The following is an 18,146-nucleotide window of genomic DNA, read 5'->3' as shown; positions in this document are numbered from 1 at the left end:
TTATATCTTATTAATAATATTAATTTATATCTAAATATTATTCAGTTAATATTACTGAATAAACTTAACTGCCGTTCCATATGCAACAACTGATTGCATATCATTACCAATCGATCCAGAGTCAAATCTCATCATAACAATGGCATCTGCATCCTTATCTTTTGCTTCATCCTTCATTCTTTGAATTGCTTCTTCTCTAGAATTATGTAGCATTTGAGTATAGCCTTTAATTTCGCCACCAACAAGATTCTTTAATCCAGCAGCAATATTGCTTCCTACGTTTCTTGATTGAGTAGTTACACCAAATACTTCTCCAAGCACTTCATAATTAGTTCCAATATTTTCAGTAGTAGAAATTAACATATATAAACATCCCTTTTTGATTTGTTTATCACAATTAAATTATAATAAATAAAATTATATTTTCCTAACAAGTAAGCTCATAATGAATTTGAAATAAATAGTATTGTATATAATTACCATTTAGTGTTAATATTTAATTGTTAATAAGTTTATATATTAAATACTATAAATATGGATGAGTACTAAACTACAAATTTTTAGCGAGTTAAGGATAGTGAGAGCTTAATAATATTGTTATTTAGGAATAACACCTATTTGTTTTTATTTCGAAACTTAAGTAGGAATAAACGTTTTTCATACGTTATATGAAAAAGTGGCCTTATTTAAAAAGGCATTTTAGGTGGTACCGCGGAAAAGAGCTTTCGTCCTTTGATGGATGAAGGCTCTTTTTATTTTATTGTATTTAATTAAATTAGAAAGGTGTGTAATTTATATGCAACAACTAAGCGTTATTGATTTATATGACAAAGACATCGAAGACAAATCAACAGTTGCTCTTGAAGGTTCAGTAAAAACTATTCGTGGATCAAAGAATATTAGTTTTATTGAATTAAATGATGGTTCATGCTTTAGAAGTGCTCAAATTATCTTGAAAAAAGATAACCCTAACTTTGAAGAAATTAGTAAATTACCTATTGCCTCAACAATTACTGTTGAAGGTGAATTTGTTAAAACTCCAGATGCTCAACAAGCATTTGAAATTCATGGACAAAAGGTAGAATTAGTTGGTCATTCCAATGCTGACTACCCATTACAAAAGAAGAAACAAAGTTTTGAATACTTAAGAACAATTGCTCATCTACGTCCAAGAACTAATACCTTTTACTCTGTATTCCGTATCCGTTCATTAGCAGCATTCGCTGTTCATGAATATCTACAACACAATGATTTCGTGTATGTTAATACCCCTATCATTACTAGTAGTGATGCTGAAGGTGCTGGAGCAATGTTCCGTGCCACCACTTTAGACATGAATAATTTACCTAAAGATGATGAAGGTAATGTTGATAATTCAAAAGACTTTTTCAAAACGGTTACTAATTTAACTGTTAGTGGTCAATTACAAGAAGAAGCTTTTACCATGGCATTTAAGAATGTATATACTTTTGGTCCTACCTTTAGAGCTGAAAATTCACATACCCCTCGTCATGCTTCAGAATTCTGGATGATTGAACCAGATATGGCATATACTCGCTTACCAGGTATGATGGATTGTGCTGAAGGCCTATTAAAATATGTTATCAATTACCTTCTAGAACATGCTAAAGATGAATTAAACTTCTTAGACAAAAATGTCGAACCAGGATTAATTGAAAAATTAAAGGGTACTGCCGGTAAAGAATTCGCTCGTGTAACTTACACTGATGCAATCAAATTATTACAAGAATCTGGTGAAAAGTTCGATATTCCGGTTAAATGGGGTATGGATTTAAAATCTGAACATGAACGTTACTTATGTGAAGAAATTTATAAACGCCCTACTTTCTTAACTGATTATCCTCGTGATATTAAAGCATTCTATATGCGTGATAACGATGATGGTAAGACAGTTGCTGCTTCTGATTGTTTAGTGCCAGGAATTGGTGAAATCGTTGGTGGAAGTGAACGTGAAGAACGTGAAGATGTCCTTGATCAAAAGATTCATGAATTTGGCTTAAAACCTGAAGAATATGCTTGGTATGCTGAATTAAGAAAATATGGTGAAATTAAGCATTCTGGATTTGGTATTGGATTTGAAAGACTAGTTATGTATGTAACTGGTATGGAAAATATCAGAGATGTAATCCCTTACCCACGTGAGCCAGGAAACGCACCATTCTAATTTTTTAATACAATAAAAGAGATAACAGATATTTTAATAATCTGTTATCTCTTTTATTTTGCCTAAATTATTAATACTAAAAACACCTAATTTTTTAAAATTATAATTAATCAATTGAATAAAAAATAATTCATTATCTATATCAAATTCAATTGGAACAGTCATAATATTATTGATTTTTAATTGTTCTAATAATTCTTTTTTTGCATCCATAAAGGATTTAATTTTGGTATTATTTTGTACTAAATTCGTAGAAGGAAAAAAATAACCAAACTCACCACGATATGTTACTTTAAGTAAATTTTGTTTTGATTCAAGAATTTTAATTATATTAGACAATTTCATGTCTCCTTTCATAAAAATATAATTGGTAATCTAGATTGATAAGATTTATACCACAGAAATATAGTCAGATAAAGACTCAATAACTTAATTTTTAAATGCTAGAATGTAAATCCAGACTTTTTTAGGAGCGATTATATATCGAAGAAATTAAATCACAAAATAGTAAAAAATATATGAAGATAAAAAGATGGCTTAAAATATTTGGCCCCGGATTAATTGTTATGTTAGCAGATACCGATGCAAGTTGCTTAATAACAGCTGCACAATCAGGAGCCCAATATGGATATTCTATGATTTTGCCACAAATTATTTTAATCCCTATTTTATATATGGCACAAGAAATGACTGTTAGATTAGGAATAGTTACTAAAAAAGGTCATGGTGAATTAATTCGTGAACATTTTGGTAAAAAATGGGCTTACTTATCAGCTATAACCTTATTAATATCAGTAATTGGCGCTTTAATAACTGAATTTATAGGGATTGCTGGTGTTGGTGAATTATTTGGCATTTCTAAATGGATAACAGTTCCATTTTCAATTATTTTATTATCACTAATTGGATTAAATGGTAGTTACAAAAAAGTAGAACATATTGGAATTGCTGTTGGTCTTTTCGAATTAGTATTTATTATTGGTTTGTTTTTCGTACACCCTTCATCAAGTCAAATTATAAACGGATTTATTAAGCTCCCAATAAATGATCCAAATTACATATACTTAATTGCTGCAAATGTAGGTGCAGTAATTATACCGTGGATGGTATTTTATCAACAAGGTGCTGTTATTGATAAAAAATTAAAACCTAATATGATTAAAGAAGAAAAATATGATACAGCTATTGGTACCATCATCACTCAGGCAATTATGATTGGATATATTATTTTATTTGCTGCAATAGTAGCAAATAAAAATAATATAATAAAATTAAACTCAGTTGCAGATCTAACTAATGTATTAAGCAACTTTTCTGGTATCAACACAGCAAAAATAATAATTGGACTAAGTATTATTGGTGGTGCATTTGTAGCAGCCATTGTTGTAGCATTAGCTGGTACCTGGGGCATTACTGAAGTCTTGAACGTTCCTCATAGTTTAAACTACAAAATAAGTCGTAAAAATTTATATTTTTATTTAATATATGTATCTGTATTTTTAATTAGCGGTATTATGGTTTTATTTATGCAAAATATGATTGATATTACTATTTTTATCGAGGTGTTAAATGCATTAATGACTCCTATTGTATTAGGACTTTTATTAATGCTTGAAAATAAAGCTCTACCTAATAAATATAAAATGCATGGATTTTATAAATGGCTGGTTATTATTTGTTGCCTAATATTTATGATATTTGGTATTTATATGATTGGCCCTACTTTAAATTTTTGGTAAAAATTTCATCAAATAAAAAAAGACCTAATATAATTGGTCTTTTTATTTTACATACTTATTTTTTAATCATTTCAGAGATAGCATCAGCCATTCTATGAATTCCTTCATGAATTTGGTCATCTTTCATATTAGAAAAATTTAGTCTAAAAGTTCCTGGAATAATTTCATCTGGATAAAATGGTTCTCCTGGAACAAAAGAAACATTATGTTTAACACAATTCTTAAATAATTCCATAGTATTAATATTACCAGGTACTTCAACCCAGATAAACATCCCGCCTTCTGGATTACTATGCTTAACACCTCTTGGAAATTGTTTATCAATTTCTTTTAACATCATTGATGCACGACGATGATAAGCATCGCGAATTTTTTGAATATGAAGATCTAAGTTATTGTCCTCCATATACTGAGCAACAATATATTGGGACAAATTATCTGAATGCAAATCTGCAGATTGCTTCATTACAACAAACATATTTACAAATTTTTCATCAGCAATAATCCATCCTAAACGCATTCCTGGCGCCAATATTTTAGAAAAAGTACTCATATAGATAACATGTCCATCTTTATCAAAATGTTTAATTGGATCAATAGATTTTCCTGAATAACGAATTTCACCATATGGATCATCTTCCATTACCATAACATCATATTTGCTTGCTAAATCGGCAACTTCTTTTCTACGATTAGTAGGCATCGTTCTACCTGTTGGATTTTGAAAATTCGGAATGGTATAAATAAGCTTTGCATTTGGATAATTTTGCAAGGCAGTTTCTAGAGAATCAGCCTTCATTCCATTTTCATCCATATCTACACCAACAATTTTAGCTCCATAACTTCTAAATACATCCAATGCACATAGATATGTAGGTTTTTCAACTAAAACCACATCACCCTGATTAATCATCATCTTAGAAATTAAATCAATAGATTGTTCGGATCCAGTAGTAATACAAATATTTGATGGTTTACAGTTAATATGTTTATGAGAATCCATTCGATTAGCTACTAATTGTCTTAATTTCGAATTACCAATGGATGCAGTATACTGTAAAGCATCTTGGCCATGTTTTGAAAAAACTTTGTCAGATGCTTTTTTTATTTCATTTACTGGAAATAATTCTGGAGCAGGTAGGCCTCCCGCAAATGAAATAATTTTAGGATCCCCAGCTACCTTTAAAATTTCACCTACCACATCATTGTTTTGTTTGGGTACGCGATTTGAAAACTTAAAATCCATAATACTTCACTCCATTCATTATTATATTATGAACAATAATAACATAACAATTAAAATAAATTAATGAATTTTTAATTATATTCCAATACAAAAAAAGACTGATAATAAAAATCAGTCTTTTTCATAAATAATTTAAATTATGATAATCTACCAATCATAACGGCAGCAAATACAATTAAAATCAATCCAACRATTGTGAATAATAATTCTTTTCTGTTTTTGTGTTCTTTTAAGATTAATAAACCACCTAGTGTTGAAACAACAACATTCATTTGAGTTAATGGGAATGAAGTTGCAACACCATTTAAACTTAATGATGTTAAGTATGCCAATGTACCTAAACCACCTAATAGTCCAATAATTCCATTCTTAATAGTAAACTTAGATTTCATTAATTGAACACTACTCTTACCATTCATAATAAATGAAATAACAATAGCACCTAAACACATACCAATTGTTTGAGGTAATAATCCAACAATTCCAGAAGCATTTGGAATTCTAGGGAATACAGAACAAGCTGTGTAACCTAAAGATCCAATAAGTAATAATGGAATACCAGCTTTATAATTCATCTTTACTCTAGAAACTGATTTATCAACATAACTAGTAGAAAATACTCCAACAATTAATAGAGCAATACTGATAAAACCAATTGTTTTAGCATCAAGAGATCCCCATTCACCCCAAAAAATAACACCACATAATGGGATTTCAATTAATTGCAATCCTGTTGAAATAGGCATTGCTGAAGAAACATTCATTTTTTGGAAAGAACTAAATTGAGTAAACTGAGCAAATGACCAAGCCATTCCACCTAAGAAAGGCCATAAAAATTCTTGGAAAGAGATTGATGGTCTAGTAAATGCATAAATTATTAGTCCAACAATAACTTGTCCATATCCAGTACCCATAACTTGTTCAATTGGACGACCACCAACTTTAGTGGCAATTAGAGGTCCAACCCCCCACAATAACGCGGGAAGTATTCCGATTAAAATATTCAAACTCATATTAGAAACACTTCTTTCTCATTTGATTACAAAATTAATTATGCACTTCTTTATAATTAAAGTTAAATAAAAGCTATATATCATTTTGTATATTTATTATTATACATTTGGAATTGATTTTAGTAAAGCGCTTTCATTAATTTTCATTTAAGTTATTTTTAAGTATCTATATTTAAAATAAATAAAAAATATATGGAAGTGATTTCAATGAACAAAATTATAATAAAAAAATTGATTTTAATAACTACTATCTCATTAATTTTATTTACTTCATTCATTAACACTAAAAATCAAAATCAAGTAATAAAAAGAACAAATCCAGATAATCAAACTGAATTTGTTTGGAAATAATTATAAATCATGATGCTTTCGTAAATAACGCATCATTAGATAAATAATCACAAATGTAATAAATACTGTAAATAACCACGACCAACTACTATCAGCAAAAGGTAGCCCAACGTTCATCCCATAAAATCCACTAATAATTGGTGGAATTGCAAGAATTAAAGACCAGATAGTAAGAATTTTCATAGTCTCATTTAAATTATTATTAATAATATTACTATAAGTATCTTCAATCTGACTGACAATCTCATCATTGACGTCAAACATATATTTGCATTCACTATATTCAACAACAACATCATCAATATGCTGATCTTGATGATTATTAAAAGTAATCGGAACTACAAAATTATCACTAGATTTTTGTAATTGATTAATAGCCATAATATTAGCAGCTGTAGATGATTTTAAGTAGACTAAGTCATTTTTTAAAATAGCAATTTCGTTAAGTTGTTTATTATTAACAGTTTTACGTAGTCCTTGTAAATGTTCAACATCTTCGTTAATTTCATCTAATTTATTCATATATGGCTTATTAATTCTTTCTAAGATACTAAAAATAACATCAAATTTATTACAACTACTTTGTTGTTTAACACGATATCTAGAATCACTTTTAGTTATAATAACATCTTCAGTGAATGCAGCAACTACTGGTGAAGTATCAACGTTTTCATCTTGACCGCTTATCAATGCACGTGCAATCAAAACTGAATATTTTTTCACAGAATCATATTCAAAACGAGAATGTTCATGTCTATCAAGCATGTATCCCTTTAGGATGTTAGGTAATTTATAATCATCAATTGTGTTAACTACCTCTTTAGTGTTAGCATCAACCAATTCAATCCAAGTTGAATCAATTAATTTATGTACTTTCTTCAAAGATAATCCCTCATTTTTATATAATTATTTTTACTTAAATAATTGATAGTAAAATTTAAGTACTGATACAATATATTATATATGTTTTTATCATTATGAAGAAAGGATTTGGCTTAATATTAATAATTATAAAAAAGTAGCTATTTTAATGGCATCAAGCTTATTTATGCAATTTTTAGATGCAACTATTTTAACAACTGCCCTACCATATATTGGTAAAAGTTTGGATGTCCCAACTAATTCATTATCTTTAACTGTTAGTATTTATTTTATTACCATGGCTATTTTCATCCCATTAAGTGGATGGATTGCCAAAAGAATTGGTAAAAAAAATGCTTGGATGTTAGCAACATCATTATTTGTACTTAGTTCATTAGGAGATGCCGTTGCTCCAACATTTTCTTTCCTACTAATTAGTCGTTTTGTACAAGGTTTTGCTGGTTCATTAATGACCCCCACTGCTAGATTAATTATGTTGGAAAAGACTCCATCTAATCAATTACTAAAAATGGCCAATTATTTAGTTTGGCCTGCTTTAATTGCACCTGCAATCGCACCAATGTTAGGAGGATTTATTGTTAAATATCTTAGTTGGCAGTGGATTTTCTTGCTTAATATTCCTATTGGTTTGATTGCCGTAATTATTGGAAATAAATTAATTGAAAAAGATGATAATAAGATACGTAGTAAATTTGATTTGTTAGGTTTTATTGAGATTGCTATGTCATCTGGACTAATTTTAATTGGTGCAGAAATAGCAACTTATGGTAAATATTTATGGACATTATCAAGTATTTTAGTAATAATTGGTTTGTTAATGATTTTATTAGTTGGATACCATTTATCAAAAACAAAAGAACCATTATTTGAAATAAAGGCTTTAAAAGTCAGTTCATTCAGAATTTATCAAACTGGTGGAACTTTTCTGTGGCTATCTGTCGGTGCATTACCATATTTATTAACTATCTATTTACAAACGGTATTCCATTGGTCCGCATTAACTGCTGGATACTATGTAATTTTTGTATTTATAGGTAATATCGGAATCAAACCATTTACCAATATGATAATTAAAGCAATTAAATATAAATGGTCATTAATTTTAGCATTAATTACCGTTGCTGTTAGTACAGCATTAATTGCATTAGTCCGTCCAAATACAAGCGGTATAATTATTGCGTTATTAGCATTGTTATCTGGTTGTGGTCGATCTTTGGCACTAACTTGTTATAATGCGGTCACATTTTCGGAAATTCCAATGAATGAAAGAAATTCTGCTAATACTCTAAGCTCGGTATTACAGACTATGGCACAGGGATTAGGAGTTTCACTTATTTCAGTAATTGTATCTGCATTATCAACTTTTGTAAGTGTTAATATCGCATATGAATATGGATTTATCTTTTTAGGAATTTTAATGATATATCCAATTATTGAGGTCCTAATACAACCCAAAGATTTTGGGTTTAAAGCATTATAAAAAAGGTTCACTGAATCCAAATCAGTGAACCTTTTTTATAATAAGCTTATTTTTAATTTATCCACGACCATTATTGAATGCTGGATATAACTTCATACCACCATCAACAAAGATTGTGTCACCAGTTACATATGATGATTCATCAGATGCTAACCAAGCAGCTGCAGCAGCAACTTCATTTGGCTTACCAATACGACCCATAGGAACTAATTCAGCAGTTTCTGCATAAGTCTTTGGATCAGCAAACTTTTTAGCATTAATTGGTGTATTAATTGCACCTGGAGCAATTGCATTTACACGAATATTCTTTTCAGCATATTCTTTAGCAACTGTTTCAGTAAGTAATTTACTACCACCCTTTGATGCTGCATAGTCAGCAAAATGTGGCCATGAAATTTGTTGATGAACTGAAGACATGTTAATAATGTTACCTTGTTTATTATTATCTAAGAAATAATTTAAAGCAGCTTTAGTACCTAAGAAAGTACCTGTTAAGTTAACATTAATAACCTTGTTCCAATCATCTAATGATAATTCATGAGTTGGAGCTTCTTTTTCCATACCAGCATTATTAATCCATAAGTCTAAAGTCCCAAAATGTTCAACAGCAGTATCTACTAACTTTTGAATGTCTTCTTCTTTAGCAACATTGGCTTGAACGGCAACAGCGTCTCCACCTTCATGCTTAATTTGATCAACAGCTTTTTGAGCTCCCGCTTCGTCAGAATTATAATTAAATACTAACTTCATGTTTTCATTTGCTAAACGAGTAGCAACAGCATTACCAATACCTTTTGAAGCACCAGTAACAACTGCAACTTTTCCCTTAAGATCTGTATACATTAAAATCATTCCTCTCTAATTGTTAACTATTTAAATTATTACATACATTATAAAAAAACGTTAATAATTTGTTTCTATATTATAAAACTGATTAATATTATTGATAATAGTAACAACATAATATTAGTCAAGGTAAAAATTTTTAAAAATTGCCAACTACTCTTAGTTGAATATTTTTGAACCTGCTTAAAAGCTAATAAGTTTGCTAAAGATGCAACTAAGCTACCTAAGCCACCAATATTAACGCCTAAATATAATGAATAAAAATCATTAGTAAATTTTGCAATCAAGACTGCTCCTGGAACATTACTAATGATTTGACTAATTAGCGCCCCCGAAAAAAATACTTGATGTGGTGTATTCAGTAAATGATTCAAGCTACTAATAACCAATTGGTTGCGACTTAAAATACCAACAATCAAAAAAAATCCAACAAAAGATAGCAATAATGAATAATCTACGTCAGTAATTGTTGAACGATTAATATAATTTCCATAAATTAAGGTTATTGCAAAAGGAATCCATAAGTTAATTACCTCAAATATGCCCATAAATATAAAGATGATTAATATAATAACCGGCAAACATTTTTTGTAATCCAAGTTAATTTTTGATAAATTATTGGAATTAATTTTTTTATTTTTTACAAATAATATCAGACACCCTAAAACAAATATTCCTAATAATAGAATTATAAAAGCTGGACTAAAAAATTGATTAATTGATAAATGATAATATGATAATAAGAATACATTTTGTGGATTACCAAATGGAGTTACAGAACTACCTAGATTAGCAGCAATTGTAATCAACGTTACCGGATATGGAATTGATAATTTTTGTGTATAAGCAATTTCTATATATAAAGGTACTAAAGTGATAATTGCGATATCATTTGTGACTAGCATGGACCCCAGAAAAGAAAATATTGTCATCAAAGAAACTATTTGTCGAGTACTATTGGAAATGTTAATTATATAATTGCTAAAGAATTTTAAAATATTTAGAGATTTAATAATTAAAACTAACATCATCATAGTAAATAAAGATATAATGGTAGTGAAATTAATATCATTCATTCTAGGATTACCAATAAACAACATTAGAATGAGTATCACGATAACAATTTTAAGTATTGGGTCGTAAAAAATATTATTTTTAATTTTATTCATTTATAAATTCATCCCATTTTTTAATTGCAATTTTTTATCTTTATATATAATTTAACATTTATTCTAATATTTTCTACTTTTTCTTTAAAGTGTGCTTATTTAGTGGTATGTTGTATTCTATTAGGTAAAAATTACATAAAATTTTATATTTATTTGGAGGATTTAGTTATGAAAGCTAAATTTGATAAGCTATCCTTTGCCGGAATGTTGATTGCATTAGGTATTGTTTATGGTGATATTGGTACATCGCCTTTGTATGTAATGAATGCAATTATCGGTGATGCCGGAAAAATGTCTGACATTACTCCAGATTACATTGTAGGATCTATTTCACTAATAATTTGGACCCTTATGATTATTACTACCGTGAAATATGTCTTAATTACAATGAAAGCCGATAACAATGGTGAAGGTGGTATTTTTGCTCTTTATGCATTAGTAAGGCGTCGAGCAAAGTGGTTAGTTTGGCCAGCTTTAATTGGTGGAGCTGCCCTTTTAGCTGATGGTACTCTAACTCCTGCGGTTACCGTAACTTCTGCTGTTGAAGGTTTGAAGGGACAATCATTTGGGGCCATCTCTTTCAGTAATTCCCAACAAGATGTTGTAATAATTACATCTTGTGTATTATTAGTTTTATTTATTATTCAAAGGTTTGGGACTGGAATTATTGGAAATTCATTTGGTCCTGTTATGCTAGTTTGGTTCTCATTTTTAGCAATTATGGGGATTATTAATTTATTACATTATCCTATGATTCTAAAGGCTTTTAATCCAATCTATGCTGTAAGAATTTTATTTAGCCCTACTAATAAATCTGGTATTTTTATTTTAGGTAGTATTTTTCTTGCAACTACTGGTGCTGAAGCATTATATTCTGATATGGGACATGTTGGTAAAAAGAATATATATGGTACTTGGCCATTTGTATATATTTCATTAATTCTTAACTATTTAGGTCAAGGTGCTTGGATTATTAAAAATGCCCATAATCCTGCATTTGCCGGATTAAAAAATTTAAATCCATTTTATGATATGTTGCCAAGTAGTTTACGTGGCTTTGCAATTGCAATTGCAGCATTAGCAGCTATTATTGCATCACAAGCACTAATTACAGGATCATTTACATTAGTAGATGAAGCAATTGGTTTGAAGTTCTTGCCTCGAATGATTGTTAAACATCCAAGTAATGTAAGAAGTCAAATCTATATTGCGACCGTTAATTGGTTCTTATGTATAGTTACATTTATTGTATTATGGTTCTTCAGAAGTTCAGAACGGATGGAATCAGCTTACGGATTAGCAATTACAATTACGATGTTAATGACTACTTTATTATTATTTGAATTCTTGTCATCCAAGATTAAACGTGTCTTTGCATTTTTCGTTGCTCTATTCTTTGCAGTAATCGAATTTACATTCTTCTTAGCAAGTGTTGTTAAATTCGTGCATGGTGGATATGTAACCCTAATTATTATGCTTTCTATTTTATTGGTTATGATTCTTTGGTACTTCGGTAACAAACGTCGTGATCATTATGAAAAAGAAAGTGAATACGTTTCATTATTGGATTATCGTAAACAATTATCAGAATTAAGTAATGATGATTCAATTCCTTTGTATACATCTAACTTAGTTTACATGACTAAAATTAAGAATGATTATCAAATCAAACGTAGTACTATGTATTCTATTCTAGATAAAGAACCTAAACGTGCCAAAGTTTATTGGTTTGTAACGGTTAATGAAACTAATAATCCTTACGAAAGTAATTATACTGTTGATTTATTAGATACTAAAAATGTTGTAGATATTCAACTTTACTTAGGATTTAGAAAACAACAAAGTGTAAGCATTTATTTACATCAAATTGTTCATTATTTAATAGAACAAGGTGTAATTGATCCACAAAAACAACGTTATTCATCAACTAATGTTCCTGGTAATGTCGGTGATTTTAAATTTGTTATTATTAATGAAAGACCTTCTGATTTAGCATTAAATTCTGAAATTAATGCCTTTGATCGTCAACTAATTTCTGGAAGAATATTCTTACAAAATATTACTGCTTCTCCTATTTCCTGGTATGGATTAGAATTCAGTAATGTAATTGAAGAATCTTCACCATTATTTATAACAATGCAACATGATCAATATTTAGTACAAAGAAAGATATATCATTCAATTCATTCTAGAAAAAATAGTAAATAAAAAGATTTACCATTAATTTGGTAAATCTTTTTTTATTACTAAAAAATATATGAATTGATACATGCCATTAATACGATAATATAAACAATAGCAAGTGTTTTTCGATACCAAAGGCCCTTAGGATTGTTAAACCAATAATAAACGTATATTGGTGCCATTAATAAACAAATAATTCCTAACAACATAATACCAATATATAAGACCGGTGATGAATCACTTATTCCACTTATGATAAATATAAATGGAAATACCAATAATCCTAAATTAAGTAACATTTCTTTAGTGAATGAATTCATTGTATCATCTCTTCTTTATTAAAATAATTTTTCTTAAAATTATAGGTGCTATTAAGGTTGTAGCAACTATTGAAGCAATTATAGTTGAATAATAACCTTCACTAATCAAATGAGCATTTAATCCAATGCCAGCTATAATGAGTCCCACTTCACCCCTACTAATCATTCCAGCACCAATTTCCATTGAAGATATTGAATTGAATTTACTTAATTTAGCACCAAGCATTGCACCAAAGAATTTAGTTATAACTGCTAATACAGTAAATATAACAAAAATTAATAAATTATTTATAATCCCGCTTATTTCCAAATTCAATCCTACATTAGCAAAAAAAACTGGAATAAATAATGAATATCCAATATTTTCAAATTTATCAGATATATCTTTTTTAAAATCAGTACGACTAAATATAATTCCAGCAAAAAAAGCCCCAGTAATGGCACTTAAAGATGTTTCTTCAGCCAAATAAGATAGCGCTAGACATGTAATCATAGCAATTTCAGTGATTCCTAAATTAAATTTTTTTATAAAAAGATTTAACCATTTGGTAATTATTTTATATAAAACATAAATAAGGATAAAGAAACAAATTTGAAGTAAGATAGTGATAATAATATTAGTATTATCAACATCACTAACTCCAAAGAAAGATACTGCAAAGCTCAAAGCTAAGATTGATAAAACATCATCAGCTACTGCAGCGCCTAAAATAGTGATTCCCTCAACGCTATCTAGTTCTTTCATTTCTCTCAAAACTTCAACCGATATAGAAACAGAAGTAGCCGCAAAAATAATTCCAATAAACAAACTTTCTACATTAGAAAAATGATGCATAATGCCAGCAATGTACATGAACAAGATAGGTGCTATAATACCTAAAATTGCAACAAATAAACTGGGCTTTAAATATTTTTTTAATAGATCTAAATTGCTTTCTAATCCAGCAATAAACATTAATATAATTACGCCAATGTCTGAAAAAATACTAATTATAGATCCAGTATGAACAATATTTAAGATCGATGGGCCCATAAATACCCCACTGATTAATTGTCCTACTACCCCTGGCAAACCGAATTTTTGAAATAGCCTACCAAATATTATTGTAAACAATAATATTAAAATTAGTTCAATCAAGTAATTCAAATAAATCATCCCCTTCAAAAAAATATGATTATCTAATATATTAACATAACTGATTATCTAATATATTACGTTGAACTACTTAATAATTTACGTTATAATTATAAATACATATTCAAATTAACCACTAAATGTTGCTTAATTTTTTATTGCTATTATTTTCTGTAACATATGAGTGGACACATAATATAAAAGACTGCTGATTATTTCAGCAGTCTTTTTTTATCCAACATGATTTTCTTTCAAAATCATTTGAACTTCTTGTTTCATTTCGTCGTTCTTTTTCCATTCTTCAAAATGATCTAAATTTTCATCCGGCATCGTATAATTTTTGTTAATGTAGTCTTCATAATTTGCAACATGATCAGAATGAGGAATATTTAATTGAAGAATTCTCACTTCCTTAATAAATCCTTTCTCTGCAGCCAATTCAGCTCGACCGTTCTGCACCATGTTACTGATTTCCATATACTTGCTTCCATCTAGCCTAGTAATTTGTTCAATCAAATCTAATGTTTCATCGCTCTTATATTCTTCAGACATTACATAATATCTCCTTACTAAAAAAATCCGCATAAACGGATTTATTATTATTTTACACTCATTTTTTGAGTTTTATGATGTTTTTTAATACCTGATGCCTGTTCTAATTTACCAGGCAACTTCAATGTTTTTGAAGGTTTTACAATTGAAGAAGGATTTTTAACAATATGACTAATCGAATGACCAGAAATATTTACTAAACAGAAAAACATAGTTGCAAAAACAACCAACCAAGTAAATGCAACCGTTAATTTGGGCATTTTTTCACTAATAACAGAACTATAGAAACGTTTCTTTATTTTTGCAGCTACCCTTTTTTCATCAGGATGTTCTTTTTGTTCAGTTTCAATTACCTGATTTTGATATTTATTAATATCAAAGTCTTTTTGAATTTGCTTTTTATCAGTTTCAAAATCAACTTTTTGTTGTTTGGATAGACCTTTAAACCATTTAGTAAATTCACGATATTTCTTAGTAACATCCTTAGTTTTACCGATAGTTTTTAATTCACCATAATTAATCCAGGCTACACGATCACAAAGCAACTCGATTTGTCTTAAAGAGTGACTAACAAAAATAATGGTTTTACCTTCAGATTTAAAACCAGCAATTTTATCAACACATTTTTGATAAAATGTATCATCACCAACAGATAGTGCTTCGTCAATGATCAAAATATCAGGCTTAATATGAACAGCAATTGAGAATCCTAATCTAGACCTCATACCACTGGAATAACTTTTAACCGGTTGATCAACGAAATCACCAATATCAGCAAAAGAAATAATATCATCCATCATATTATCAATTTGGTTATTAGTAAGACCTTGCATTAAAGATTTTAATCTAATATTTTCACGACCAGTTAAATTTTTTCTTAAACCAGCACTAATTGCAACAATTGATGTATCCCCTCTAACATCAACAAAACCACTAGTTTGTGGAATAATACCAGATATTATATTTGATATAGTGGATTTACCTGAACCATTAACCCCAATTAATCCTAAAGTTTCTCCTGGTTTGACATCAAAAGAAATTCCCATTAAAGACCAAAAATGAGGTACATTAGTTTTAATCGAAAAAAATGATTTTAATTTGTCAGCTTGAGTTTTAAATAAGTCATATTCTTTTGTTACATTTTGAACCCTAATTTTATAATCTTCTGTCATTTTTATACTTCCTAAAATTTTATTCAATTTGTTTATTATAAAACTACAAGAATATTATATCAAATCAAAGTATAACTAAAAAGCTAAACTAAAACTTTAAAGCCCCTGATGCAATCCAATAGTTTTTATTGTTTAAGTTAATACGATACCAATTAGTGTTATCCTTACCCTTTACACCTGACTTATCATAAGTAATTAAATAATCACTAGGTACTTTTACATTATCCCAATTGGTAACTTTTGCTTTCTTAGATGATCCTGGAATATTATTATAAAGACGATATTTACCATAATTGTTAAGGTAAGCATATCCAGATTTGTTATTATAATTGTTTTTAGCTTCTTTATGTCTTGTTATATTTGATAAATCTTTTGACTTAATCCAAGCATTACCAGTTCCTGGAATATAGATTCGATACCATTCTGTTCTTATGCCATCATTATCAATGATTGCTTTCAAACTAGTATGATAACTGTCATCAACCAAATCCTTATTTTCCTTAACCTTTTTACTCAAATATGGTGAATTATATACATGATTATAAACATTACTATGAGTATTAGTATTTACAGAAACTTCTTTATTTTCTTTAATATAATTAACTTTAGGCATCTCTAAAGCCTTTGAATATACCCAATATTTTTTCTTTGAATGATCAGATAGTCTAATTCGATACCATTTAGATTCATTTTTACCATAATTACGAATTCCCAAACAATCAACAAATACTTTCTTACTGGAATTTAGAGATTTATTCCACCCATAAGATCTAATATTACGAATAGTTCCCTTTACATGATTGTATAATTTATATGTTCTATACTTATTGGATAATTTGAAAGTTTCTTTACCATCTGATCCAACATACTTAGTGATATTTTCTTGTTTAGGTTGTTCAGGTCGTGTTGCGGGTTGTGCAGGTTGTGCTTGATTAGAATTATTATTTTGAGTGTTAATATTGTTTTGTGTGTTATTATCTTGATCATTATTAGATGGAACTGAACTAGAGTCGTAAGTTTTTAAATTATTTTGATTAATAAATGAAATTAATTTATTGGAATAAGCTGGATCAGTAGCATATCCATCAGCTTGAATATTAATAGCAGCTTGCTCAACTGTTGGAGTCATTGATCGATGAACATTTGAATATCTAATATTGTTGTTTAAGAAATCAGCATAGCCCTGTAGACTACTTAATAAATCAGGATAAGTACTAAAAGTAGAATTTGTTGTATAACTACTTCCATTACTAAATTCAGTAGTTGGGGTGTTAATACCTTGCCCATTTGTAGCTTTAATTCCAAATAAGTTATTACTGCTTTGGGTTAAAGAACTTTGACCATAAGCACTTTCAATAGCTGCTTGTGCAAGTAATAATGAAGGATATAAATCATTTTTATTAGCAATTCTTTGTGCTAATGGACCAAGTTTATCAAAAAAGTTTTGACTATTTAATTCACTAGAAATAACGCTTACATTATTAGTATTACTAACATCAACACTAGAATTGTTGGATTGATTATTATCATCTGCATTAACATCTAACACTTTAAAAGAAGTCATAACTGCACTAACAGTCATAACTGATAGAAAAGCTTTTGCAATATTTTTATTTCGCATAATCTTCCTCCATGTTTTATGTATATTATCTTCTTATTCCACGCTTATCTGCGCTTAATTTATTTTGTTGATTTTTAAATTTTTCCCAAGTCTTATCTTTTTTGGCTTGTGACTTAGAATTATTTGATCTTTTTTTAGTAAATTTCATAAATCGAACTCCAATCCTCGGTATTATAACATTAATAAGATAAAAATTTATATACCCTTAAATAAAATTATAACATCACTAGGCATAAATCGTTATTACAATA

18 protein-coding genes and 1 other annotated feature are annotated in these 18,146 nt (G+C 28.7%); of the genes, 5 read left to right on the top strand and 13 right to left on the bottom strand.

Features of this window, described 5'->3' with window-relative positions; all coding sequences use genetic code 11:
* Positions 1-51: 51 nt before the first annotated feature.
* Entirely contained in the window at positions 52-363 is a 312-nt protein-coding gene (locus tag C7N71_RS05870; protein WP_105988189.1) for a heavy metal-binding domain-containing protein, read from the bottom strand.
* Positions 364-519: 156 nt separating this feature from the next.
* Positions 520-736: a binding site (T-box leader), on the top strand.
* 60 nt (positions 737-796) lie between these two features.
* On the opposite strand from C7N71_RS05870, the gene asnS reads away from it, so the two are divergent.
* A complete protein-coding gene (asnS, locus tag C7N71_RS05865) occupies positions 797-2,185 on the top strand; it encodes an asparagine--tRNA ligase (RefSeq protein ID WP_105988188.1) in 1,389 nt (462 codons plus the stop codon).
* Between the two features lie 33 nt (positions 2,186-2,218).
* On the opposite strand, the gene C7N71_RS05860 is transcribed toward asnS, so the two are convergent.
* A complete protein-coding gene (locus C7N71_RS05860) occupies positions 2,219-2,524 on the bottom strand; it encodes a hypothetical protein (protein WP_105988187.1) in 306 nt (101 codons plus the stop codon).
* 179 nt (positions 2,525-2,703) lie between these two features.
* Between C7N71_RS05860 and C7N71_RS05855 the strand changes: the two genes are divergently transcribed.
* On the top strand, positions 2,704-3,924 hold the full coding sequence (locus C7N71_RS05855; RefSeq protein WP_105988186.1) for an NRAMP family divalent metal transporter: 1,221 nt from the start codon (positions 2,704-2,706) through the stop codon (positions 3,922-3,924).
* A gap of 55 nt (positions 3,925-3,979) precedes the next feature.
* Here C7N71_RS05855 and C7N71_RS05850 read toward each other — a convergent pair whose 3' ends face one another.
* Both C7N71_RS05850 and C7N71_RS05845 read right to left on the bottom strand, forming a co-directional pair.
* Positions 3,980-5,170 (bottom strand): aminotransferase-like domain-containing protein, encoded by a 1,191-nt coding sequence (locus C7N71_RS05850; protein WP_105988185.1) that lies wholly within the window; start codon positions 5,168-5,170, stop codon positions 3,980-3,982.
* Positions 5,171-5,307: 137 nt separating this feature from the next.
* The gene (locus tag C7N71_RS05845) at positions 5,308-6,183 is read right to left on the bottom strand and encodes a GRP family sugar transporter (RefSeq protein ID WP_105988184.1); all 876 of its coding nucleotides are present in this window, start codon (positions 6,181-6,183) and stop codon (positions 5,308-5,310) included.
* A gap of 207 nt (positions 6,184-6,390) precedes the next feature.
* Between C7N71_RS05845 and C7N71_RS08070 the strand changes: the two genes are divergently transcribed.
* Positions 6,391-6,534, top strand: a complete 144-nt coding sequence (locus tag C7N71_RS08070) for a hypothetical protein (protein ID WP_157944366.1) — start codon at positions 6,391-6,393, stop codon at positions 6,532-6,534.
* Here the strand turns inward: C7N71_RS08070 and C7N71_RS05840 are convergent, their stop codons facing one another.
* Entirely contained in the window at positions 6,535-7,416 is an 882-nt protein-coding gene (locus tag C7N71_RS05840) for a magnesium transporter CorA family protein (protein WP_105988183.1), read from the bottom strand. It lies immediately after the preceding gene.
* Between the two features lie 148 nt (positions 7,417-7,564).
* Here C7N71_RS05840 and C7N71_RS05835 point away from each other — a divergent pair, with 148 nt between their 5' ends.
* Positions 7,565-8,896, top strand: a complete 1,332-nt coding sequence (locus C7N71_RS05835) for an MFS transporter (RefSeq protein ID WP_105988182.1) — start codon at positions 7,565-7,567, stop codon at positions 8,894-8,896.
* Between the two features lie 57 nt (positions 8,897-8,953).
* Here C7N71_RS05835 and C7N71_RS05830 read toward each other — a convergent pair whose 3' ends face one another.
* Both C7N71_RS05830 and C7N71_RS05825 read right to left on the bottom strand, forming a co-directional pair.
* Entirely contained in the window at positions 8,954-9,739 is a 786-nt protein-coding gene (locus C7N71_RS05830; protein ID WP_105964898.1) for a glucose-1-dehydrogenase, read from the bottom strand.
* A gap of 74 nt (positions 9,740-9,813) precedes the next feature.
* The gene (locus C7N71_RS05825) at positions 9,814-10,911 is read right to left on the bottom strand and encodes an SLC13 family permease (protein ID WP_105988181.1); all 1,098 of its coding nucleotides are present in this window, start codon (positions 10,909-10,911) and stop codon (positions 9,814-9,816) included.
* Positions 10,912-11,079: 168 nt separating this feature from the next.
* Here C7N71_RS05825 and C7N71_RS05820 point away from each other — a divergent pair, with 168 nt between their 5' ends.
* Positions 11,080-13,119 (top strand): KUP/HAK/KT family potassium transporter, encoded by a 2,040-nt coding sequence (locus C7N71_RS05820; RefSeq protein WP_105988180.1) that lies wholly within the window; start codon positions 11,080-11,082, stop codon positions 13,117-13,119.
* Between the two features lie 38 nt (positions 13,120-13,157).
* Here the strand turns inward: C7N71_RS05820 and C7N71_RS05815 are convergent, their stop codons facing one another.
* The 6 genes from C7N71_RS05815 to C7N71_RS08270 all read right to left on the bottom strand — a co-directional run bounded on the left by C7N71_RS05815 (position 13,158) and on the right by C7N71_RS08270 (position 18,043).
* Positions 13,158-13,415 carry a hypothetical protein gene (locus C7N71_RS05815; RefSeq protein WP_105988179.1) on the bottom strand — a complete coding sequence of 86 codons (258 nt, stop codon included), beginning with the start codon at positions 13,413-13,415 and terminating at the stop codon, positions 13,158-13,160.
* Between the two features lie 4 nt (positions 13,416-13,419).
* A complete protein-coding gene (locus C7N71_RS05810; RefSeq protein ID WP_225361891.1) occupies positions 13,420-14,571 on the bottom strand; it encodes a cation:proton antiporter in 1,152 nt (383 codons plus the stop codon).
* Positions 14,572-14,781: 210 nt separating this feature from the next.
* Positions 14,782-15,102, bottom strand: a complete 321-nt coding sequence (locus tag C7N71_RS05805; RefSeq protein ID WP_105964903.1) for a hypothetical protein — start codon at positions 15,100-15,102, stop codon at positions 14,782-14,784.
* 47 nt (positions 15,103-15,149) lie between these two features.
* On the bottom strand, positions 15,150-16,274 hold the full coding sequence (locus C7N71_RS05800; RefSeq protein ID WP_105988177.1) for an ABC transporter ATP-binding protein: 1,125 nt from the start codon (positions 16,272-16,274) through the stop codon (positions 15,150-15,152).
* Between the two features lie 88 nt (positions 16,275-16,362).
* On the bottom strand, positions 16,363-17,895 hold the full coding sequence (locus C7N71_RS05795; protein WP_105988176.1) for a glycoside hydrolase family 73 protein: 1,533 nt from the start codon (positions 17,893-17,895) through the stop codon (positions 16,363-16,365).
* Between the two features lie 25 nt (positions 17,896-17,920).
* Positions 17,921-18,043: a hypothetical protein gene (locus C7N71_RS08270; protein WP_263850929.1), complete on the bottom strand. Its 123-nt coding sequence runs from the start codon at positions 18,041-18,043 to the stop codon at positions 17,921-17,923.
* Positions 18,044-18,146: the final 103 nt, after the last annotated feature.

Origin of the sequence: Apilactobacillus timberlakei, from assembly GCF_002993965.1 — a bacterium.
In the GTDB taxonomy this organism is placed as follows: Bacteria; Bacillota; Bacilli; order Lactobacillales; family Lactobacillaceae; genus Apilactobacillus; species Apilactobacillus timberlakei.
This window is presented reverse-complemented; position numbering and strand designations above follow the sequence as displayed.